This is a genomic window from Pseudomonas sp. LD120, assembly GCF_009861525.1.
Lineage (GTDB): Bacteria > Pseudomonadota > Gammaproteobacteria > Pseudomonadales > Pseudomonadaceae > Aquipseudomonas.
Genome location: NZ_WVHL01000001.1, coordinates 146735 through 163033, shown reverse-complemented (window position 1 = coordinate 163033; position 16299 = coordinate 146735). Strand labels below are relative to the sequence as shown.

16 protein-coding genes are annotated in these 16299 nt (G+C 60.6%); 6 read left to right on the top strand and 10 right to left on the bottom strand.

Going from position 1 to position 16299, the window contains the following annotated elements; genetic code table 11:
• Positions 1-72: 72 nt before the first annotated feature.
• The 4 genes from PLD_RS00800 (at position 73) to PLD_RS00785 (ending at position 3130) form a co-directional block, all read left to right on the top strand.
• A complete protein-coding gene (locus PLD_RS00800) occupies positions 73-348 on the top strand; it encodes a DUF493 domain-containing protein (protein WP_011063665.1) in 276 nt (91 codons plus the stop codon).
• Positions 348-995, top strand: coding sequence for a lipoyl(octanoyl) transferase LipB (lipB, locus tag PLD_RS00795; RefSeq protein WP_159888974.1), 648 nt, complete (start codon positions 348-350; stop codon positions 993-995). Before PLD_RS00800 ends, lipB begins: the two co-directional genes overlap by 1 nt.
• 1 nt (position 996) lies before the next feature.
• Positions 997-2019, top strand: a complete 1023-nt coding sequence (gene lipA, locus PLD_RS00790) for a lipoyl synthase (protein ID WP_159888972.1) — start codon at positions 997-999, stop codon at positions 2017-2019.
• A 163-nt stretch (positions 2020-2182) separates the two neighbouring features.
• Positions 2183-3130, top strand: a complete 948-nt coding sequence (locus PLD_RS00785) for an LD-carboxypeptidase (RefSeq protein ID WP_159888970.1) — start codon at positions 2183-2185, stop codon at positions 3128-3130.
• A gap of 27 nt (positions 3131-3157) precedes the next feature.
• Here the strand turns inward: PLD_RS00785 and PLD_RS00780 are convergent, their stop codons facing one another.
• From PLD_RS00780 to leuS, 5 genes are all read right to left on the bottom strand, one after another.
• Positions 3158-4480 carry a lytic murein transglycosylase gene (locus PLD_RS00780; protein ID WP_159888968.1) on the bottom strand — a complete coding sequence of 441 codons (1323 nt, stop codon included), beginning with the start codon at positions 4478-4480 and terminating at the stop codon, positions 3158-3160.
• 63 nt (positions 4481-4543) lie between these two features.
• Complete coding sequence (arfA, locus tag PLD_RS00775; RefSeq protein ID WP_007927093.1) at positions 4544-4705, bottom strand: alternative ribosome rescue factor ArfA; 162 nt, start codon at positions 4703-4705, stop codon at positions 4544-4546.
• Between the two features lie 111 nt (positions 4706-4816).
• A complete protein-coding gene (gene holA, locus PLD_RS00770) occupies positions 4817-5854 on the bottom strand; it encodes a DNA polymerase III subunit delta (RefSeq protein WP_159888966.1) in 1038 nt (345 codons plus the stop codon).
• 39 nt (positions 5855-5893) lie between these two features.
• Entirely contained in the window at positions 5894-6499 is a 606-nt protein-coding gene (lptE, locus tag PLD_RS00765) for an LPS assembly lipoprotein LptE (RefSeq protein WP_159888964.1), read from the bottom strand.
• An 89-nt stretch (positions 6500-6588) separates the two neighbouring features.
• Positions 6589-9195 (bottom strand): leucine--tRNA ligase, encoded by a 2607-nt coding sequence (leuS, locus tag PLD_RS00760; RefSeq protein WP_159888962.1) that lies wholly within the window; start codon positions 9193-9195, stop codon positions 6589-6591.
• A gap of 260 nt (positions 9196-9455) precedes the next feature.
• Here leuS and PLD_RS00755 point away from each other — a divergent pair, with 260 nt between their 5' ends.
• Both PLD_RS00755 and PLD_RS00750 read left to right on the top strand, forming a co-directional pair.
• A complete protein-coding gene (locus tag PLD_RS00755) occupies positions 9456-9776 on the top strand; it encodes a hypothetical protein (RefSeq protein ID WP_159888960.1) in 321 nt (106 codons plus the stop codon).
• A gap of 125 nt (positions 9777-9901) precedes the next feature.
• Complete coding sequence (locus PLD_RS00750) at positions 9902-10663, top strand: YdcF family protein (protein WP_159888958.1); 762 nt, start codon at positions 9902-9904, stop codon at positions 10661-10663.
• Positions 10664-10710: 47 nt separating this feature from the next.
• Here the strand turns inward: PLD_RS00750 and lnt are convergent, their stop codons facing one another.
• The 5 genes from lnt to miaB form a co-directional block, all read right to left on the bottom strand.
• Positions 10711-12231 (bottom strand): apolipoprotein N-acyltransferase, encoded by a 1521-nt coding sequence (gene lnt / locus PLD_RS00745; protein WP_159889730.1) that lies wholly within the window; start codon positions 12229-12231, stop codon positions 10711-10713.
• A gap of 187 nt (positions 12232-12418) precedes the next feature.
• Complete coding sequence (locus tag PLD_RS00740) at positions 12419-13258, bottom strand: HlyC/CorC family transporter (RefSeq protein ID WP_159888956.1); 840 nt, start codon at positions 13256-13258, stop codon at positions 12419-12421.
• Positions 13259-13300: 42 nt separating this feature from the next.
• Positions 13301-13759 carry an rRNA maturation RNase YbeY gene (gene ybeY / locus PLD_RS00735; RefSeq protein ID WP_159888954.1) on the bottom strand — a complete coding sequence of 153 codons (459 nt, stop codon included), beginning with the start codon at positions 13757-13759 and terminating at the stop codon, positions 13301-13303.
• Positions 13752-14771 (bottom strand): PhoH family protein, encoded by a 1020-nt coding sequence (locus PLD_RS00730; protein ID WP_159888952.1) that lies wholly within the window; start codon positions 14769-14771, stop codon positions 13752-13754. The genes ybeY and PLD_RS00730 overlap by 8 nt, the downstream gene beginning before the upstream one ends.
• Before the next feature lie 182 nt (positions 14772-14953).
• Positions 14954-16282, bottom strand: coding sequence for a tRNA (N6-isopentenyl adenosine(37)-C2)-methylthiotransferase MiaB (miaB, locus tag PLD_RS00725; RefSeq protein ID WP_178116099.1), 1329 nt, complete (start codon positions 16280-16282; stop codon positions 14954-14956).
• Positions 16283-16299: the final 17 nt, after the last annotated feature.

Sequence of the window (16299 nt, the reverse complement as noted above, 5' to 3'; positions counted from 1 at the left end):
CCTGCGTGGCCCTTGCTCTTAAGTAGAGTGAGGGTCATGTCCGTCGCCACGGCTTACGAGGCCGTTACTGCCATGACAGACACTGACGTTAAGTCGCACAAGATTGAATTTCCCGTCGATGACTATCCGATCAAGGTGATCGGTGACACGGTCGTCGGCTTCAAGGACACCGTGATCGAGATTCTTGCCAAGTACGCCAAGCTGGACATCAAGTCCCTGGCCGAGCGTCAAAGCAGCAACGGTAAGTACACCACGGTCCAACTGCACATCACCGCCACCGGCGAAGACCAACTGCGTGATATCAATAGTGCCCTGCGTGCTACCGGTGTCGTCCACATGGTGCTGTGATGCCACAAACGCTGGGCTTTCGTGAGCTCGGCCAGATGGCATACGAGCCGGTCTGGCAGGCCATGCAGCGCTTTACCAATGAACGCGGCACCAGCGCACCGGACGAAGTCTGGTTGGTGCAGCACGCTCCGGTCTTTACTCAGGGGCAGGCGGGCAAGGCCGAGCACCTGCTGGTTCCGGGGGATATCCCGGTGGTGCAGGCGGATCGTGGTGGTCAGGTGACCTATCACGGGCCCGGCCAACTGGTTGCCTATCTGCTGTTGGATGTGCGCAGGTTGGGTTTCGGTGTGCGTGATCTGGTCAGCCGCATGGAGCAATGCCTGATCGATCTGCTGGCCAGCTATGGCGTGTCAGCGGCGGCCAAGCCCGATGCACCGGGTGTCTACGTCAATGGGGCGAAAATCGCTTCCCTGGGCCTGCGTATCCGTCACGGATGCTCCTTTCACGGTCTGGCCCTGAATGTGGACATGGATTTGCAGCCGTTTCGACGGATTAACCCCTGCGGCTATGCCGGGTTGGCGATGACCCAACTGCGCGACCATGCAGGGCCGATTGAATTTGCCGAGGTAAGTGCCCGGCTGCGTGCGCAGCTCGTCAAACACCTCGACTATGCTGAGCAGACGACCCTAACGGGCGGAATCGACTGATATGACTACTGCGCAAGACGCTGTTGAAACCCTGATCCCGACGCTGGATGTTTCCGAGCGGGCGGCCCGTCCGAAAGTTGAAACCGGCGTCAAATTGCGCGGCGCGGAGAAGGTCGCGCGTATTCCGGTAAAGATCATTCCGACCACCGAACTGCCAAAGAAACCTGATTGGATTCGCGTGCGAATCCCGGTTTCCCCGGAAGTCGATCGGATCAAGCAGTTGCTGCGCAAGCACAAGCTACACAGCGTCTGCGAAGAAGCCTCCTGCCCGAACCTGGGTGAGTGCTTTTCCGGCGGCACCGCGACCTTCATGATCATGGGGGACATTTGCACCCGTCGTTGCCCGTTCTGTGACGTTGGTCATGGCCGTCCCAAGCCCCTGGATGTCGATGAGCCGATGAACCTGGCGGTGGCCATCGCCGACTTGCGCTTGAAGTATGTGGTGATCACTTCGGTGGACCGCGATGATCTGCGTGACGGTGGCGCCCAGCACTTTGCCGACTGCATCCGCGAGATCCGCAAGCTGTCGCCGAACGTCCAGCTGGAAACCCTGGTTCCCGACTATCGCGGTCGTATGGACGTTGCCCTGGAAATCACTGCCGCCACGCCTCCGGATGTGTTCAACCACAACCTGGAAACCGTGCCGCGCCTGTACAAGGCTGCGCGTCCGGGGTCGGACTACCAGTGGTCGCTGACGCTGTTGCAGACGTTCAAGCAACTGGTGCCTCATGTGCCGACCAAATCCGGCCTGATGCTGGGCCTGGGCGAAACCGACGACGAAGTCATCGAAGTCATGAAGCGTATGCGCGAGCACGACATCGATATGCTGACCCTTGGCCAGTACCTGCAGCCGTCCCGCAACCACTTGCCGGTGCAGCGTTTCGTGCACCCGGATACTTTCGCCTGGTTTGCCGAGGAAGGTTACAAGATGGGCTTCAAGAACGTCGCTTCCGGCCCGCTGGTACGTTCCTCGTACCATGCCGACGAACAAGCCAAACTGGCCAAAGAAGGCCTGGTTTCCTGATTCGCCTGCCCGCAAGGCTTGGGTCTTGCGGGCAACTTTCCGGCTCTTTCGAGCACCTCAGCAGTCTCAGTTGTTTTTTCGCCCATCCGGTCGAGCCATCCTCTTCTGTTTAACGAGATTCATGGCTACTGTGCCTGAGTGAATTCACACAGGGAGACTCTGCATGCCCATCCAACCGACTGCTGCCCTTCATGCTCACCTGCCGGTGCCAGCACTGACAGCGGAAGGCGTCATCGGCCTTATTGCCCCCGCCGGTCCCGCAGCGCTGGAAACCGACAAAGCCTTTCAATGGATGCGTTCCCGTGGCTACACGCTGCGTATTTTTCCCGGTGTCGGGCTGCAGGAGGGGTATCTGGCTGGCAGCGACGAGGTGCGTCTCGATGACTTACACAGCGCGTTTGCCGATAGCGACATCGATGCCATTGTGTGTCTGCGTGGGGGCTATGGCAGCCCGCGTTTGCTGGACAAGATCGACTTTGACTTGCTGCGACACCATCCCAAACCCTTTGTCGGCTACAGCGACATCACGGCCCTGCACCTGGCGATCAACCGCTATGCAGGGTTTGTGAGTTTTCACGGTCCCATGCTCAATGCCGACCTGCTGAGTGGCAAGCAACCGCCAACCGAAGCATCCTTTTTCAACCTGCTCCGGGGCCAGGTAAAGGCGGGCAGTCTGCTGCCTCATCCGGTGGCTTTCCCGTTGACCACTGTCGAGCCGGGCATTGCGTTGGGTGCGCTGTTGGGGGGGAATCTGTCGATGATTGCCTGCACCTTGGGCACGCCTTATGAAATCAATGCCGACGGCATCATCCTGTTCATCGAGGACGTCAACGAGCCGCTATATCGTATTGACCGTCTGCTTAATCACTTGCGGTTGGCCGGTAAGCTCGACAGGTTGCGTGGCGTTTTGGTGGGGGACGTGGCGGGGGTGGATTTCAGCGCGTTGTGCGCGTTGCTCAAGCAGACGTTTGCGCCGCTGCGAATTCCGGTTCTGGCGGGATGGCGCAGCGGTCACTGCGACCCGAACCTGACCTTGCCCATGGGGGCGTTGGTCAGGCTGGATGCCGGGGCCAAGGAGCTGACCCTGGCTCAGGACGTGGTGTTTAGGTAGAGAGAGGCGGGGGCGGCCGTTCACCGCTTAGCGGCTGCGCAGGCTATCCAGCAGTTTGTGGGTGGGATAGCCGTCTGCGGGCCAGCCCAGTGCTTGCTGAGCACTGCGGATAGCCTTGCGAGTATTGGCGCCGATGATGCCGTCAGGGGTGCCTGCGTCATAGTTGTGGGCACTGAGCAAGGTTTGCAACTCGATGCGCTCTGAGCGGCTCAGTGGCAGGTCGTCCGTGGGCCAACTGCCGCTGATCACGCCTGCGCCACTGAAGCGTTCGGACAACAGGTTGACCGCCAGGGCGTAAGACGATGAGTTGTTGTACTTGAGCACTGCCCGGAAGTTATCCAGGATCAGAAAGGCCGGGCCTCGGTAGCCTGCTGGTAGCAGTAATGACGCAGACAGCTGTTCCGAGCCATAAGGCAGCCGCTTGCCATTGGCCGGAGTCATTCCCAGGTGCATCCACTCGGCCACTGTCTTGCGAGTAGAGGCATCGGCCAGGGCGTAGTCGAAACCGCTATTGAGTTGGACTTCAAGGCCCCAGGGTTGGCCCTTCTGCCAGCCTGAGCTCTGCAGATAATGCGCGGTCGAGGCCAGGGCGTCTCCTGGGTTGTTCCAGATATCCCGGCGGCCATCACCGTCGAAATCCACGGCGTGGGTGTTGTAGGTGGTGGGGATGAACTGCGTCTGCCCCATGGCGCCAGCCCACGAACCGAGCATCTTCTCGGGTTGGATATCACCGTGTTGAATGATCTGCAGCGCGGCGATCAATTGGCTGTTGGCGAAGGCTGGGCGTCGACCCTCATAGGCCAGCGTGGCCAGCGAGCGGATCACTGACTTGTTGCCCTGAAAATCGCCGAAGTTGCTTTCCATGCCCCAGACGGCCACCAGGACCTGGCGATCGACGCCGTAGCGTTGTTCGATCCGTTGCAGGATATCGTCGTACTGCGCCAACAGGGCTTTGCCCTTGCGGACCCTTACCGGAGACAGCGCACCATTGAGGTATTCCCACACCGGGCGGGTGAACTCCGGTTGACTGCGGTCGGCTTTGATCACCCCCATATCGGGCGTGACTCCGGCAAAGGCGCGGTCAAATACCTCAGCATGGATGCCTGCGTTCAAGGCTTCGGTACGAAAAGCGCTCAACCATTCGTCAAAAGTTTGAGTGGGTTGGATGTTCAGGTTGTCGACCACCAGCGGGGCAACGGTGGCGGGGGCGGCAAGGGGGGCGGTCTTGAGGCTGGGCAGCGGCTGGGCGTCGGCGGCGGTGGGCTTTTCCGCACAGGCAACAAGCAGAATCAGGCTGGAGGCAGCAATCAGTTGGCGCATGTGCCAACGGCGGGAAAGACAAAAGGGCATGCACGGGTCCAGAGTGAATAACAATCAGGTGCAGACCTTATCATGCCAGTGGGGTTCTGGGCTTTAGGCGGCCAGAAAGTAAGAAGCCTCCCAGCTTTTAGACTGGAAGGCTTCGCGGCGGTAGCTGCCTTTGCCCTTGGCCGGGCGTTCCTGACGGCTGCGGAACAGTGGCTGGGCGATGATGGACTTGGCCTTATTGGGGCCATGCTTGGATGGCTTGCTCATGGTGCGTTCTCGCTTTGGGATAGGAATGTTGCGGCGCAAATCATCGGCCAGAGTGGGGCCGCTGTCCAGTCCTCTGAAGTGCAAGCCTGTAAATCGGTGTAGGCGGGCGGCTTACTCGGCTGGCAGTGTCAGGCGTTGGCCCGCCATCAGTAACGACAGGCGGCTTAGGCTGCTCCATGGCGAGCCGCTGGCCTGGCCCTTGATTTGCGCATCGATTCGTTGTGCATCCAAAAGCAGTTGGCTCCAGCGCTGTGCTGAGTAGCGCTGCAGTGCCTTGCTCATCAAGGGTTTGCGTTTATCCCAGACTGGAGGGCGGGCCTGGCTGAAGACCCTGTCCAGTGGCACTCCCTGGCTGAACTGCAGGGCCAGGTTGGCCAGCAGGCGTAACTCCCGCGACAGCGCCCAGAGAATGACCGGAGGTTCAACGCCTTCGCCCCTGAGTCCTTCAAGCATGCGCAAAGCGTGAGCAGCTTCACCGTTGAGGATGGCATCCACCAGGCCGAACACATCGAATCGGGCGCTGTCAGCCACGGCAGCCTGCACCGTTTCGACGGTAATTTGTCCGCCTTCAGCCATCAGTTTGAGCTTTTCGATTTCCTGGGCCGCGGCCAACAGGTTGCCTTCTACCCGGGCGGCAATCAGCTCCACGGCATCCTGACTGGCGGATAGCCCTGCTTGTGACAGGCGTTGACGAATCCACTGCGGGAGCTGATGGGCATCCACCGGCCAGATCTGCACGAACTGCGTCTGGGCTCCTTCAACCAGTGCCTTGCCCCACTTGGTCTTCTGCGCGCTGCCATCGAGCTTGGGCAGACTGATCAGCAGTACGGTGTCTTCGGCCGGGCGGGAACAGTACTCCATCAGGGCCGCAGCGCCTTTGTCCCCAGGCTTGCCTGAAGGGAGGCGCAGCTCCAGCAAGCGCTTTTGTGCGAACAGCGACATGCTGGCACCGGCTTGCAGCAGGGTGCCCCAGTCAAAACTGGCATCGGCGCTGAACACCTGGCGCTCGTCGAAGCCTTGCTGGCGTGCGGCGGCACGGATGGCGTCGGCGGCTTCCTGGCAGAGTAAAGGGTCATCGCCACTGATCACGTAGACCGGCGCGAGAGTGCCTTGCAGGTGTTTACCAAGTTGGGCAGGAGAAAGTTTCATAGGCGAGGGCCAGCGGGGCGCTAGAGCGCCCCTCAGGGCTTACTGGTTCGGCAGTTCCATAGGCGACTGCTGCGGGATTTGCGCCTCAGCCTTGCGTGCAGCTTCCATGGCGTCGGCTTCTGCCTTGGCTTTGGCTTCAGCGGTGGCCTGGAGTTGAGCGAGCTGTTCCGGGGTCAGCAGTTGCAGACGGATCAGCATGCGCTGGGTCAGGTCACGTTGCATTTCCTTGCGGGTTTCAGACGACTCCTGATCGGAGCCGGTGATGTTGTTGCCGTCGTGCAGGAAAACTCGCTGGACTTGCAGCTTGTCGCCGAGCAAGTGCAGGTTGTCGTGAGTCAGAATTTCATAATTGAGCGTTGTGCTGATTTCATATTCGGCAGAGCTGCCGCCGCCGGTGTAGCTGAGGGTGCGCTGGGATTTCTCTTCATTGAGCAAGACCAGCTTGTAGGGGGCGCCGGCATGAACCCGCACACCGCTGCTTTCCAGTTGTTGCTGGAGCATTTTTACGGTTGTGCCATAGGCATCCCGGGCACTCAGGTCGAGCTCTTTGATGGTCAGCTCTTGGGTCCCGGTGCCGCGCAACTGGAAGCCACAGGCACTCAACAGCACAGCCAGGCCCATCACCAGCAGGTTACGTTTGATCATGTATTGCTCCCCTTGAAACCATATGGGCCAACCTTGTGGCCCTGGAGGTTTTATTCGGCGCCCGATCCCGGATCGGGCGCCTGATCCAATTAGCTGGCGACGATGTTGACCAGTTTGCCCGGCACCACGATGACCTTGCGGATGGTCAGGCCTTCGGTGAAGCGCTGCACGTTTTCGTTGCTGCGTGCTGCGGCTTCGACTTCTTCACGGCTGGCGCTGGCTGGCATTTCGATCTGGCCACGCAGTTTGCCGTTGACTTGAATTACCAGTTGCAGACTGTCCTGAACCAGCGCGCTTTCGTCCAGTACAGGCCAACGGGCGTCGATCACCGGGTCGGCGTGACCCAGGCGACTCCACAGCTCGTGGCTGATGTGCGGGGTGATCGGCGCCAGCAGCAAGGTCACGGTTTCCAGGCCTTCCTGAACCAGTGCGCGATCCTGCTCGGTGCCTTGCGGGGCTTTTTCCAGCACGTTCATCAGCGTCATCACCTGGGCGATGGCAGTGTTGAATTTGTGGTTCTGGCCCACGTCGTGGCTGGCCTGCTTGATGGCCTGGTGGATCGAACGGCGAATGGCTTTCTGCTCGTCGTTGAGGCTGGCGATATCCAGTGTGCGCGGCAGACCCTGGGTGACATGGGCTTGAGCCAGGCGCCAGACGCGCTTGAGGAAACGGTGCGAGCCTTCCACGCCGGAGTCCGACCATTCGGCGCTCATGTCAGGTGGCGAGGCGAACATCATGAACAGGCGGCAGGTGTCCGCGCCGAACTGGTCAATCATCGACTGTGGGTCGACGCCGTTGTTCTTCGACTTGGCCATCTTCTCAGTGCCGCCGATTTCCACCGGCAGGCCGTCCGCGATCAGTTTGGCGCTGATGACCTTGGCCTTGCTATCGCGCTCAAGTTCGACGTCCGCCGGGTTGAACCAGGTGTAGGCACCGTTGGCTTCGCGACGATAGTAGGTCTCGGCGATCACCATGCCTTGGGTCAGCAGGTTCTTGAATGGCTCGTTGGAGCTCACCAGGCCTTCGTCGCGCATCAGCTTGTGGAAGAAGCGCGCGTAGAGCAGGTGCAGGATGGCGTGTTCAATACCGCCAATGTACTGGTCCACCGGCAGCCAATGGTCGGCCGCCGATTTTTCCACCAGGCCGCCTTCAAAGTGCGGTGAGGCGTAGCGGGCGTAGTACCACGACGACTCGACGAAGGTGTCCATGGTGTCGGTTTCACGCTTGGCCGGCTGGCCACATTTCGGGCAGTTGCACTCGTAGAACTCGGGCATGCGGGCCAGGGGTGAGCCGGCGCCATCGGGTACTACGTCTTCTGGCAGTACCACCGGCAGTTGGTTCTCCGGGACAGGAACGTCGCCGCAGTTGTCGCAATGGATGATCGGGATCGGGCAACCCCAGTAGCGCTGACGGCTGATACCCCAGTCGCGCAGACGGAACTGAGTGCGCGATTGGCCGAGGTTCTTCTTCAACAGGGCCACTTCGATGGCGTCGAACGCGCCGGGGAAGTCCAGACCATTGAACTCGCCGGAGTTGATCAACTCGCCGTGTTCGCCGTAGGCGTCCTGCCAGGGAGCGGGAGTCTCATCGCCCGCACTGGTACGGACCACGGCCTTGATCGGCAGGTGGTACTTGGTGGCGAATTCAAAATCCCGCTCATCGTGGGCGGGTACTGCCATGACCGCGCCGTCGCCATAATGCATCAGCACGTAGTTGGCCACCCAGACCGGCAGCTTCTCGCCAGTCAGTGGGTGCTCGACGAACAGCGAGGTCGGCAGGCCTTTCTTTTCCTGGGTCGCCATGTCGGCTTCGGCAACGCTGCCGCCTTTGCATTCAGCGATGAAGGCCTGCAGCTCGGGATCGTTCTGGGCCGCCAGGGTGGCCAGTGGGTGTTCGGCGGCGACGGCGACATAGGTCGCGCCCATCAGGGTGTCCGGACGGGTGGTGAAGACTTTCAGGGTGCCAGTTTCGCCGATCGACGCTTGGTCGTAGGGGAACTGCACTTCCATGCCGCGGGACTTGCCGATCCAGTTGCGTTGCATGGTTTTGACCTGCTCGGGCCAGCCCGGCAGTTCGTCGAGACTCTCCAGCAGTTCATCCGCGTAGGCGGTGATCTTGAAGTAGTACATCGGAATTTCGCGCTTCTCGATCAGCGCGCCGGAGCGCCAGCCGCGACCGTCGATCACCTGCTCGTTGGCCAGTACGGTCTGGTCGATCGGGTCCCAGTTCACAGTGCCGTTTTTACGGTAGATCACGCCTTTTTCGAACAGGCGAGTGAACAGCCATTGTTCCCAGCGGTAGTAATCCGGCTTGCAGGTGGTGACCTCGCGGGACCAGTCCACCGCCAGGCCCAGGCTGCGCAGTTGGGTCTTCATGTAGGCGATGTTTTCGTAGGTCCACTTGGCGGGAGCCACGTTGTTCTTCATCGCGGCGTTCTCCGCCGGCATGCCGAAGGCGTCCCAACCCATGGGTTGCAGGACGTTCTTGCCTTGCATGCGCTGGTAGCGGGAGATCACGTCGCCGATGGTGTAGTTACGCACATGCCCCATGTGTAGCTTGCCGCTGGGGTAAGGGAACATCGACAGGCAGTAGTAAGTCTCCTTGCCTGGTTGTTCACTGACTTCAAAGGACTTTTGCTCATCCCAGAATGATTGGGCGGCGGCTTCGATTTCGCGGGGCTGATAGTGTTCGTGCATGGCTACTTTTGTACTGAATAGGGGTGGCCTAATCCTCTTCAATGCAACGTCGGGTGGTGATGACGCCCAATACGGCGATTTTCAATGCCCGGTGGAGCTGGAAGTGGAGTTACAGGAAGCGCCGTAGCATACATGACCGCGCTCTGCCGAGGGAAACCCTGATTGTTCGGGCGGGCCGTTGGTCGCGGCGACGTATTGCTTTCAGCTGTCCGACTAAGCTCATAAAGGGGATTGAGTCTTATCTTCAATGAGGTGAGTGGATGCTTGAGTCGCAGCGAAAAGTAACCAAACCGCAGGTGTATGAAAGGCTGCTGAATCGACTGGCTCTGGCCCTGGATGTGGCAAAAACTGCAGATCGACTGCGCAATCAGCGCGATGTCGAGTTGGAGTTGCGGGGTTTGAGTCCTGCCGAGTTTGAATTGATCAAGGCTTACCTGGCCCACACTCAGGGTGAAGCGCAGATCAAGGTGTCGGGCCTCCTGCCAGACCAGGATGCCCCCGGTTCGGCCAAGGTTATTTGGCTGAAAGACCGGGTGCCCACCAGGGACTCGTTGAAAACCCGATCCCAGCAGCGCAAGTAGGTTTGAGGGCCCTTTATTGGGTGAATGAGGTCGCTGTCGAGGGCCTCGAAAGCAAAAGTGGCTGGCATCGGTTGTTGCCGCATGGGTATCCCCTTTAGGCTTCGGGCATCTTTTGGAGATGCTCGATGCCTTTTCGTTATTTCATCAAACAATTACTACTGCCTCCCGGCATTCTCTTGCTCCTGCTCTTGCTGGCCTGGGGCTTTAGGCGTTCCAGGCCCCGGCTGGCGGGATGTTGTTTTGCCCTGGGGCTGGGTGGCTTCTGGCTGATGAGCCTGCCGGTGATGGTGGAATGGGGGGCTGGCAGACTCGAACAGTTGCCTGCCTTGCCCCAGAGCCAGTGGGCGAGCCTGGCCCAACAGGCTGATGCGATTGTGGTGCTGGGCTCGGGGCGCGAGCGCGGCGATCCGGCTTGGGGAGCGGATCAACCGACGGGTGTTGGCCTGGAGCGCGAGCGATATGCCGCACGACTGGCCAAAGCCTCCGGCTTGCCAGTCTTGACCAGCGGTGGCCTGCATTACGGTACGCCGCCCACCGAAGCGGCCTTAATGGCTGAGTCAATGCTCAACGACTTTGGCGTGACGGTGCGTTGGCAGGAAGGTCGCAGCCGCACGACTTGGGAGAACGCGCAGTTCAGCGCCGAGGTGTTGCTGCCGTTGGGAATCAAGCGTGTTGTGGTGGTTACCCAGGCCTGGCACATGCCTCGCTCTGTCTGGAGCTTTGAGCACGCAGGGTTTGTCGTGGTGCCGGCGCCGGTCGGCTTTCTGGGGGTGGATAACGCCCGCCCATTGGGTGGCTGGATGCCCGAGTTCAAGGCGATCTGGCAGAGCGGCCAGTTGATCAACGAGGTGGTGGGTCAGTTGGGGTATCGGTTGTTTTATCGCTGATCGCCGGCCAGTCTGCTCCTCTGGGAGCGGGCTGGCCGGCCCAGGCCTTAAACGGTCTTGGCAATACGGCTGGCCAGCAACGCCCAGCCGAACAGCACGAAGCACAGCACTGCCAGCGGCCATGAGCGCCATTGCAAATACGGCGTCAAGTTGTGCATCGGCACCACTTCGCCATACAGGATGCCGCGCTCGAACTGTGGAATCTGCGCGGTGATCTTGCCAAACGGATCGATCAGGCCGGTGACGCCGTTGTTGGTGGCGCGGATCATCCAGCGTCCGGCTTCCAGGGCGCGCATCTGGGCCATTTGCAGGTGCTGCAAGGGGCCGATGGAGGTGCCGAACCAGGTGTCGTTGCTGATGGTCAGCAGCAGCTCGCTGCGGGCCGAGAGGCCGGCGGCGAACTCGGGATAGACCACTTCGTAGCAGATGAACGGTGCGATCTGATAGCCCTTGGCCTGCAGCAACGGCTGATCGGCCGGGCCGCGGGCAAAGTCCGACATTGGCAGGTTGAAGAAGTCGATCAGTCCGCGCAGCACCTCTTGCAGGGGAACGTACTCGCCGAAGGGCACCAGCTTTTGCTTCAGGTAGGTGCCGTCGCCTTCGCCGGTGACGGTGATGCCATTGAAGTAGCGCTTCTCATGGTGCACCTGTTGGCGCACCGGAACCCCGGTAATCAGCGCGGAATGACGGTCGGCGGCAAAATTGCCCATCATCGTCAGGTAGCCTTCGGCCGATTCCTTGAGTACCGGTATCGCGGTTTCCGGCCAGACCAGCAGGTCCACACGTTTGCTGCTGAAGCTCATGTCGCGATACAGAGCCAGTTGCGCGTTGAGCTGGGCCGGGTCCCATTTCATGTTTTGCTCGATGTTGCCCTGAATCGCCGCGACCGACAGTGGTTCACCCGCAGGGCTGGTCCAGGCGTGACCTTTGAGCGCCATGCCCACAACCCACGGTGCAGCCAGCAGCAGGCCGGCGACGATAAACCCCTTGCGTCCGCCTTTGATCAGGCGTGGCAGGTTGTAGAGCAGCGCGGCAGTCAGGGCCAGGGAGAAGGAGATCAGCCAGATGCCGCCCAACGGCGCGAGTCCGGCCAGAGGCGCGTCGAGCTGGCTGTAGCCGGAGTACAGCCAAGGGAAACCAGTGAGAAACCAGCCGCGAAAGGCTTCCTGGCCCAGCCACAGCGCGGCGAATGCCAGGGCGTCGGCCAGCGGTGCTTCGTTGCGCCGCAGCCAGCGTGTCCAGAGCCAGGCGGGCAGGGCGAAGAACCAGGCGATGGCGGCAATAAAGATCAGCAGCAGCAGGCCGGCGAGCAAGGCCGAAGCGCCGCCATAGGTATGGATACTGACGTAGATCCAACTGGTGCCTGCGCCGAACAGGCCGAAACCGAAGCACCAGCCACGGCCCAGAGCCTGGCGTGGTGTCAGCTCTCGCATGCCGGCGTAGAACACCCCCACCGCCAGCAACGCCAGCGGCCAGATGTTGTAAGGCGCCAGGGCCAGGGTGGTGATGGCACCAGCCGCCATGGCCAGCAGGTTGCCGGGCCAGCCGGGGCGGGTTGAGCGCTGCAAGAGGCGTTTCATCAGCTCTTTCCTGTTTCGTGCCGGGCGAGGCGCGAGAAAAATAGTTGGGTGGATGATGCAGCGAAGCGTCGAATCATGCGGCGCCGCGTGCCCCATCCGCAGTCAATCATCGCCTGGGGCCGGGGCGGCTCAAGGCGACAATTTGGTGCGCTGGGAGGGCTGATGACCCCAGTCCTTAGCGGGCGATGGGGGTCAAGCGCAGCAGATGAATCCGCCGGCTGTCGGCATTGAGCACACGGAAGCGATAGGTGCCGATTTCGGTGATTTCGTTGCGTTTTGGCAGGTGGCCGAACGCGCTCATCACCAGGCCTCCGACGGTGTCGAACTCATCATCGGAGAAGTTGCTGTCGAAAAATTCGTTGAAATTCTCGATCGGTGTCAGCGCCTTGATCAGGAAGTCACCGCTGGGCAGGGGCTTGATGTAGCTGTCTTCCTCGACGTCGTGCTCGTCTTCGATGTCGCCGACGATCTGCTCCAGCACGTCTTCGATGGTCACCAGACCGGCCACGCCGCCGTACTCGTCGATGACGATGGCCATGTGGTTGTGGTTGGCACGGAACTCGCGCAGCAGCACGTTCAGGCGCTTGGATTCAGGCACGAAGGTTGCCGGGCGCAGCAGGTCCTTGATGTTGAAACTGTCGCCGTTCTCTTTGAGGATCAGCGGAAGCAAATCCTTGGCCAGTAGGACGCCCATCACATCGTCATGGCTTTCGCCGATCACCGGGTAGCGCGAGTGCGCCGAATCGATGACGGCGGGGAGGAACTCGCGGGGCGTCTGGGTGGCCTTGATGCTGATCATCTGCGAGCGCGGGACCATGATGTCTCGGACTTGCAGGTCAGCGACCTGAATGGCGCCTTCGACGATAGCCAGCGCTTCGCTGTCCAGCAATTTATTCTGATGGGCTTCGCGCAGCAGCTCCAGCAGCTCCTGACGGTTTTTCGGCTCATGGGCAAAAGCCTGGGTCAGTTTACCCAGCCATGACTTTTGCCCGTTGCTCGATCGATCTTCGCTCATAGCGATTGCTCTGAATCCTTGGTGGTTACAGGTGGATGTTGATCAGTTTTCGTCGTCTGCATAAGGGTCAGGATGACCCAGCTCTGCAAGCAACGTTCGTTCCAGTGCTTCCATTTCTTGGGCTTCGTCATCATCTATATGGTCGTAACCCAGTAGATGCAAGCAGCCGTGAATCACCAGATGAGCCCAGTGGGCATTGGGTTCCTTGCCTTGTTCGGCCGCTTCACGTTCGACCACTGCGACGCAGATCACCAGATCCCCCAGCAGCGGGATATCCAGCAGCTCATCCGGCACATCGGCAGGGAATGACAGCACATTGGTGGCGTAATCTTTATGACGCCAGGTGTGATTCAGCTCGCGGCCTTCGTCTTCGTCCACCAGGCGGATGGTCAGTTCCGAGTCGGCAGTGCGCTGGCGCAGGGCCAGCTCGCACCACTGGCGGAATTGCTCATCGCTGGGGGCCGGCTGCTGGCTGGCGCGCTGCAGGTCAAGCTCAAGCATCGCGGCGGCTGCCCCTGTCGGCGGCGGCCTTGGCGGCTTCGTCGTCGGCCCGCTGTTCGAAGCGCTCGTAGGCTTCGACAATGCGTTGCACCAGCGGGTGGCGCACGACGTCCTTGGGCATGAAGTGAGTGAAGCTGATGCCGGGCACATCCTTGAGTACGTTGGTCACGTGAGCCAGCCCGGACTTGGTGCCCTTGGGCAGGTCGACCTGGGTGATATCGCCGGTGATCACCGCGGTGGAGCCGAAGCCAATCCGGGTGAGGAACATCTTCATCTGTTCCACGGTGGTGTTCTGGCTTTCGTCGAGGATGATGAAGCTGTTGTTCAGGGTGCGGCCGCGCATGTAAGCCAGTGGCGCGATCTCGATGACCTGGCGCTCGATCAGTTTGGCCACCTGTTCGAAGCCGAGCATCTCGTACAGTGCGTCATACAGTGGGCGCAAGTAAGGGTCGATCTTCTGGGCCAGGTCGCCGGGCAGGAAACCGAGTTTTTCACCGGCCTCCACGGCCGGGCGCACCAGCAGGATACGTCGTACCTGCTCGCGTTCCAGAGCGTCAACGGCGCAGGCCACGGCCAAGTAGGTCTTGCCTGTACCGGCCGGGCCGATGCCGAAGTTGATGTCGTTGCCGAGAATTTCTTTGACATAGCGCTGCTGATTCAGGCCGCGCGGGCGAATCATGCCTTTTTTGGTGCGCAGGGCCACAGCCGCGTCGGCCACCGATGGGTTGTCCAGCTCTTCCACGGCAGATTCCTGGAGGAACAGATGCACCAGGTCCGGCGACAACTCGGTGCCTTTGGTTTCCCGGTAGAGACGGCGCAGAAGATTTTCTGCGGAGTTGGTGTGCTTGGGTTCGCCGATCAGTTCGAACTGATTGCCGCGATTGCGGATCTCAATCGTCAGGCGCTGTTCGATCAAGCGCAAATGCTCGTCGAATTGCCCGCACAGATTGGCGAAGCGGCGAGCCTCGAAGGGCTCGAGGATGAAGCGATGAGGTTCTATGGGTGCGTTCAAGGTCGTTTTTGGCCGCCCAACGGCAATTAAGAAGAAATCAAGGATAACGCCAGCGGCTTGGGTGCGAAAGCTCTTATATGGAGCAAGGGCCGTTGGGGCTTTTTCTCGCGGAGCCGGCTTGCCGGCGAGGGCGGTGTTACGAGCCCATTTGCTGGCAAGCCTTCATCCGCATCAACCTGTTTTTACGATAGCAGCGAGCCGCGTAGCGAGTGAGGCTGCGCAGAGTCGATGCGCACGTCGGCGAATTGGCCGATCAGCGTGGGATTGTCGCAGCGGAAGTTGACGATACGGTTGTTCTCGGTCCGTCCTTGCAGCTCTCCCGGGTCTTTCTTGGAGTAGTCGGTGACCAGGATGCGTTGAGTGGATCCAACCATTTGTCGGCTGATCTCAAAGCCCTGTTGGTTGAGGCGGTGCTGCAGCGCGTTCAGGCGCTCCTTTTTCAGCGCCTCTGGCGTGTCGTCGGCCAGGTCGGCGGCCGGAGTGCCGGGGCGCTGGCTGTAGACAAACGAGTAGGAAAAGTCGAAGCCGACGTCCTCGATCAACTTCATGGTCTGCTCGAAGTCTTTTTCCGTTTCCCCGGGGAAACCAACGATAAAGTCCGAACTGATGCAGATGCCCGGCACTGCCGCTCGCAGTTTGCGCAGCTTGGACTTGTACTCCAGGGTGGTGTGGTTGCGTTTCATCGCCGCCAGGATGCGATCGGAACCTGACTGCACGGGCAGGTGCAGGTGCTTTACCAGCTCTGGCACTTCGGCATGGGCCTGAATCAGGCTGTCGGAGAACTCCAGCGGGTGCGAGGTGGTGTAGCGAATCCGCTCGATGCCGTCGACGGCCGCGACTACGCGGATCAGGTCGGCCAGGTCCGCCATGCGTCCATCGTGGGTTTGACCGCGGTAACCGTTGACGTTCTGGCCCAGCAGAGTGACTTCACGGACGCCGTTTTCCGCCAGGTGGATAATCTCGGCAAGCACATCGTCAAACGGCCGGCTGACTTCCTCGCCCCGGGTATAGGGCACGACGCAGAAGGTGCAGTACTTGCTGCAGCCTTCCATCACCGAGACGTAGGCGCTGGGGCCTTCGACGCGCGGCTCGGGCAGGTGGTCGAACTTCTCGATTTCCGGGAACGAGACGTCCACCTGCGGCAGTTTGCTGGTGCGTGCGGCGTCGATCATTTCCGGCAGGCGGTGCAAGGTCTGAGGGCCGAAAACCACGTCGACATAAGGCGCCCGATCACGGATCGCCGCGCCTTCCTGGCTCGCCACGCAGCCACCGACGGCGATGACCATTTCCGGGTTGGCCAGCTTCAGCTCACGCCAGCGTCCGAGTTGGGAATAAACCCGATCCTGGGCGCGTTCGCGAATGGAGCAGGTGTTGAGCAGAATGACGTCGGCATCTTCGGCGCGGGCGGTGACTTCCAGGGCCTGATGTTCACCCAGCAGATCGACCATGCGCGAGCTGTCGTACTCGTTCATCTGGCAACCGTGGGTTTCGATATAGAGCTTCTTGGCCATGGACCTCGGTCTCACGT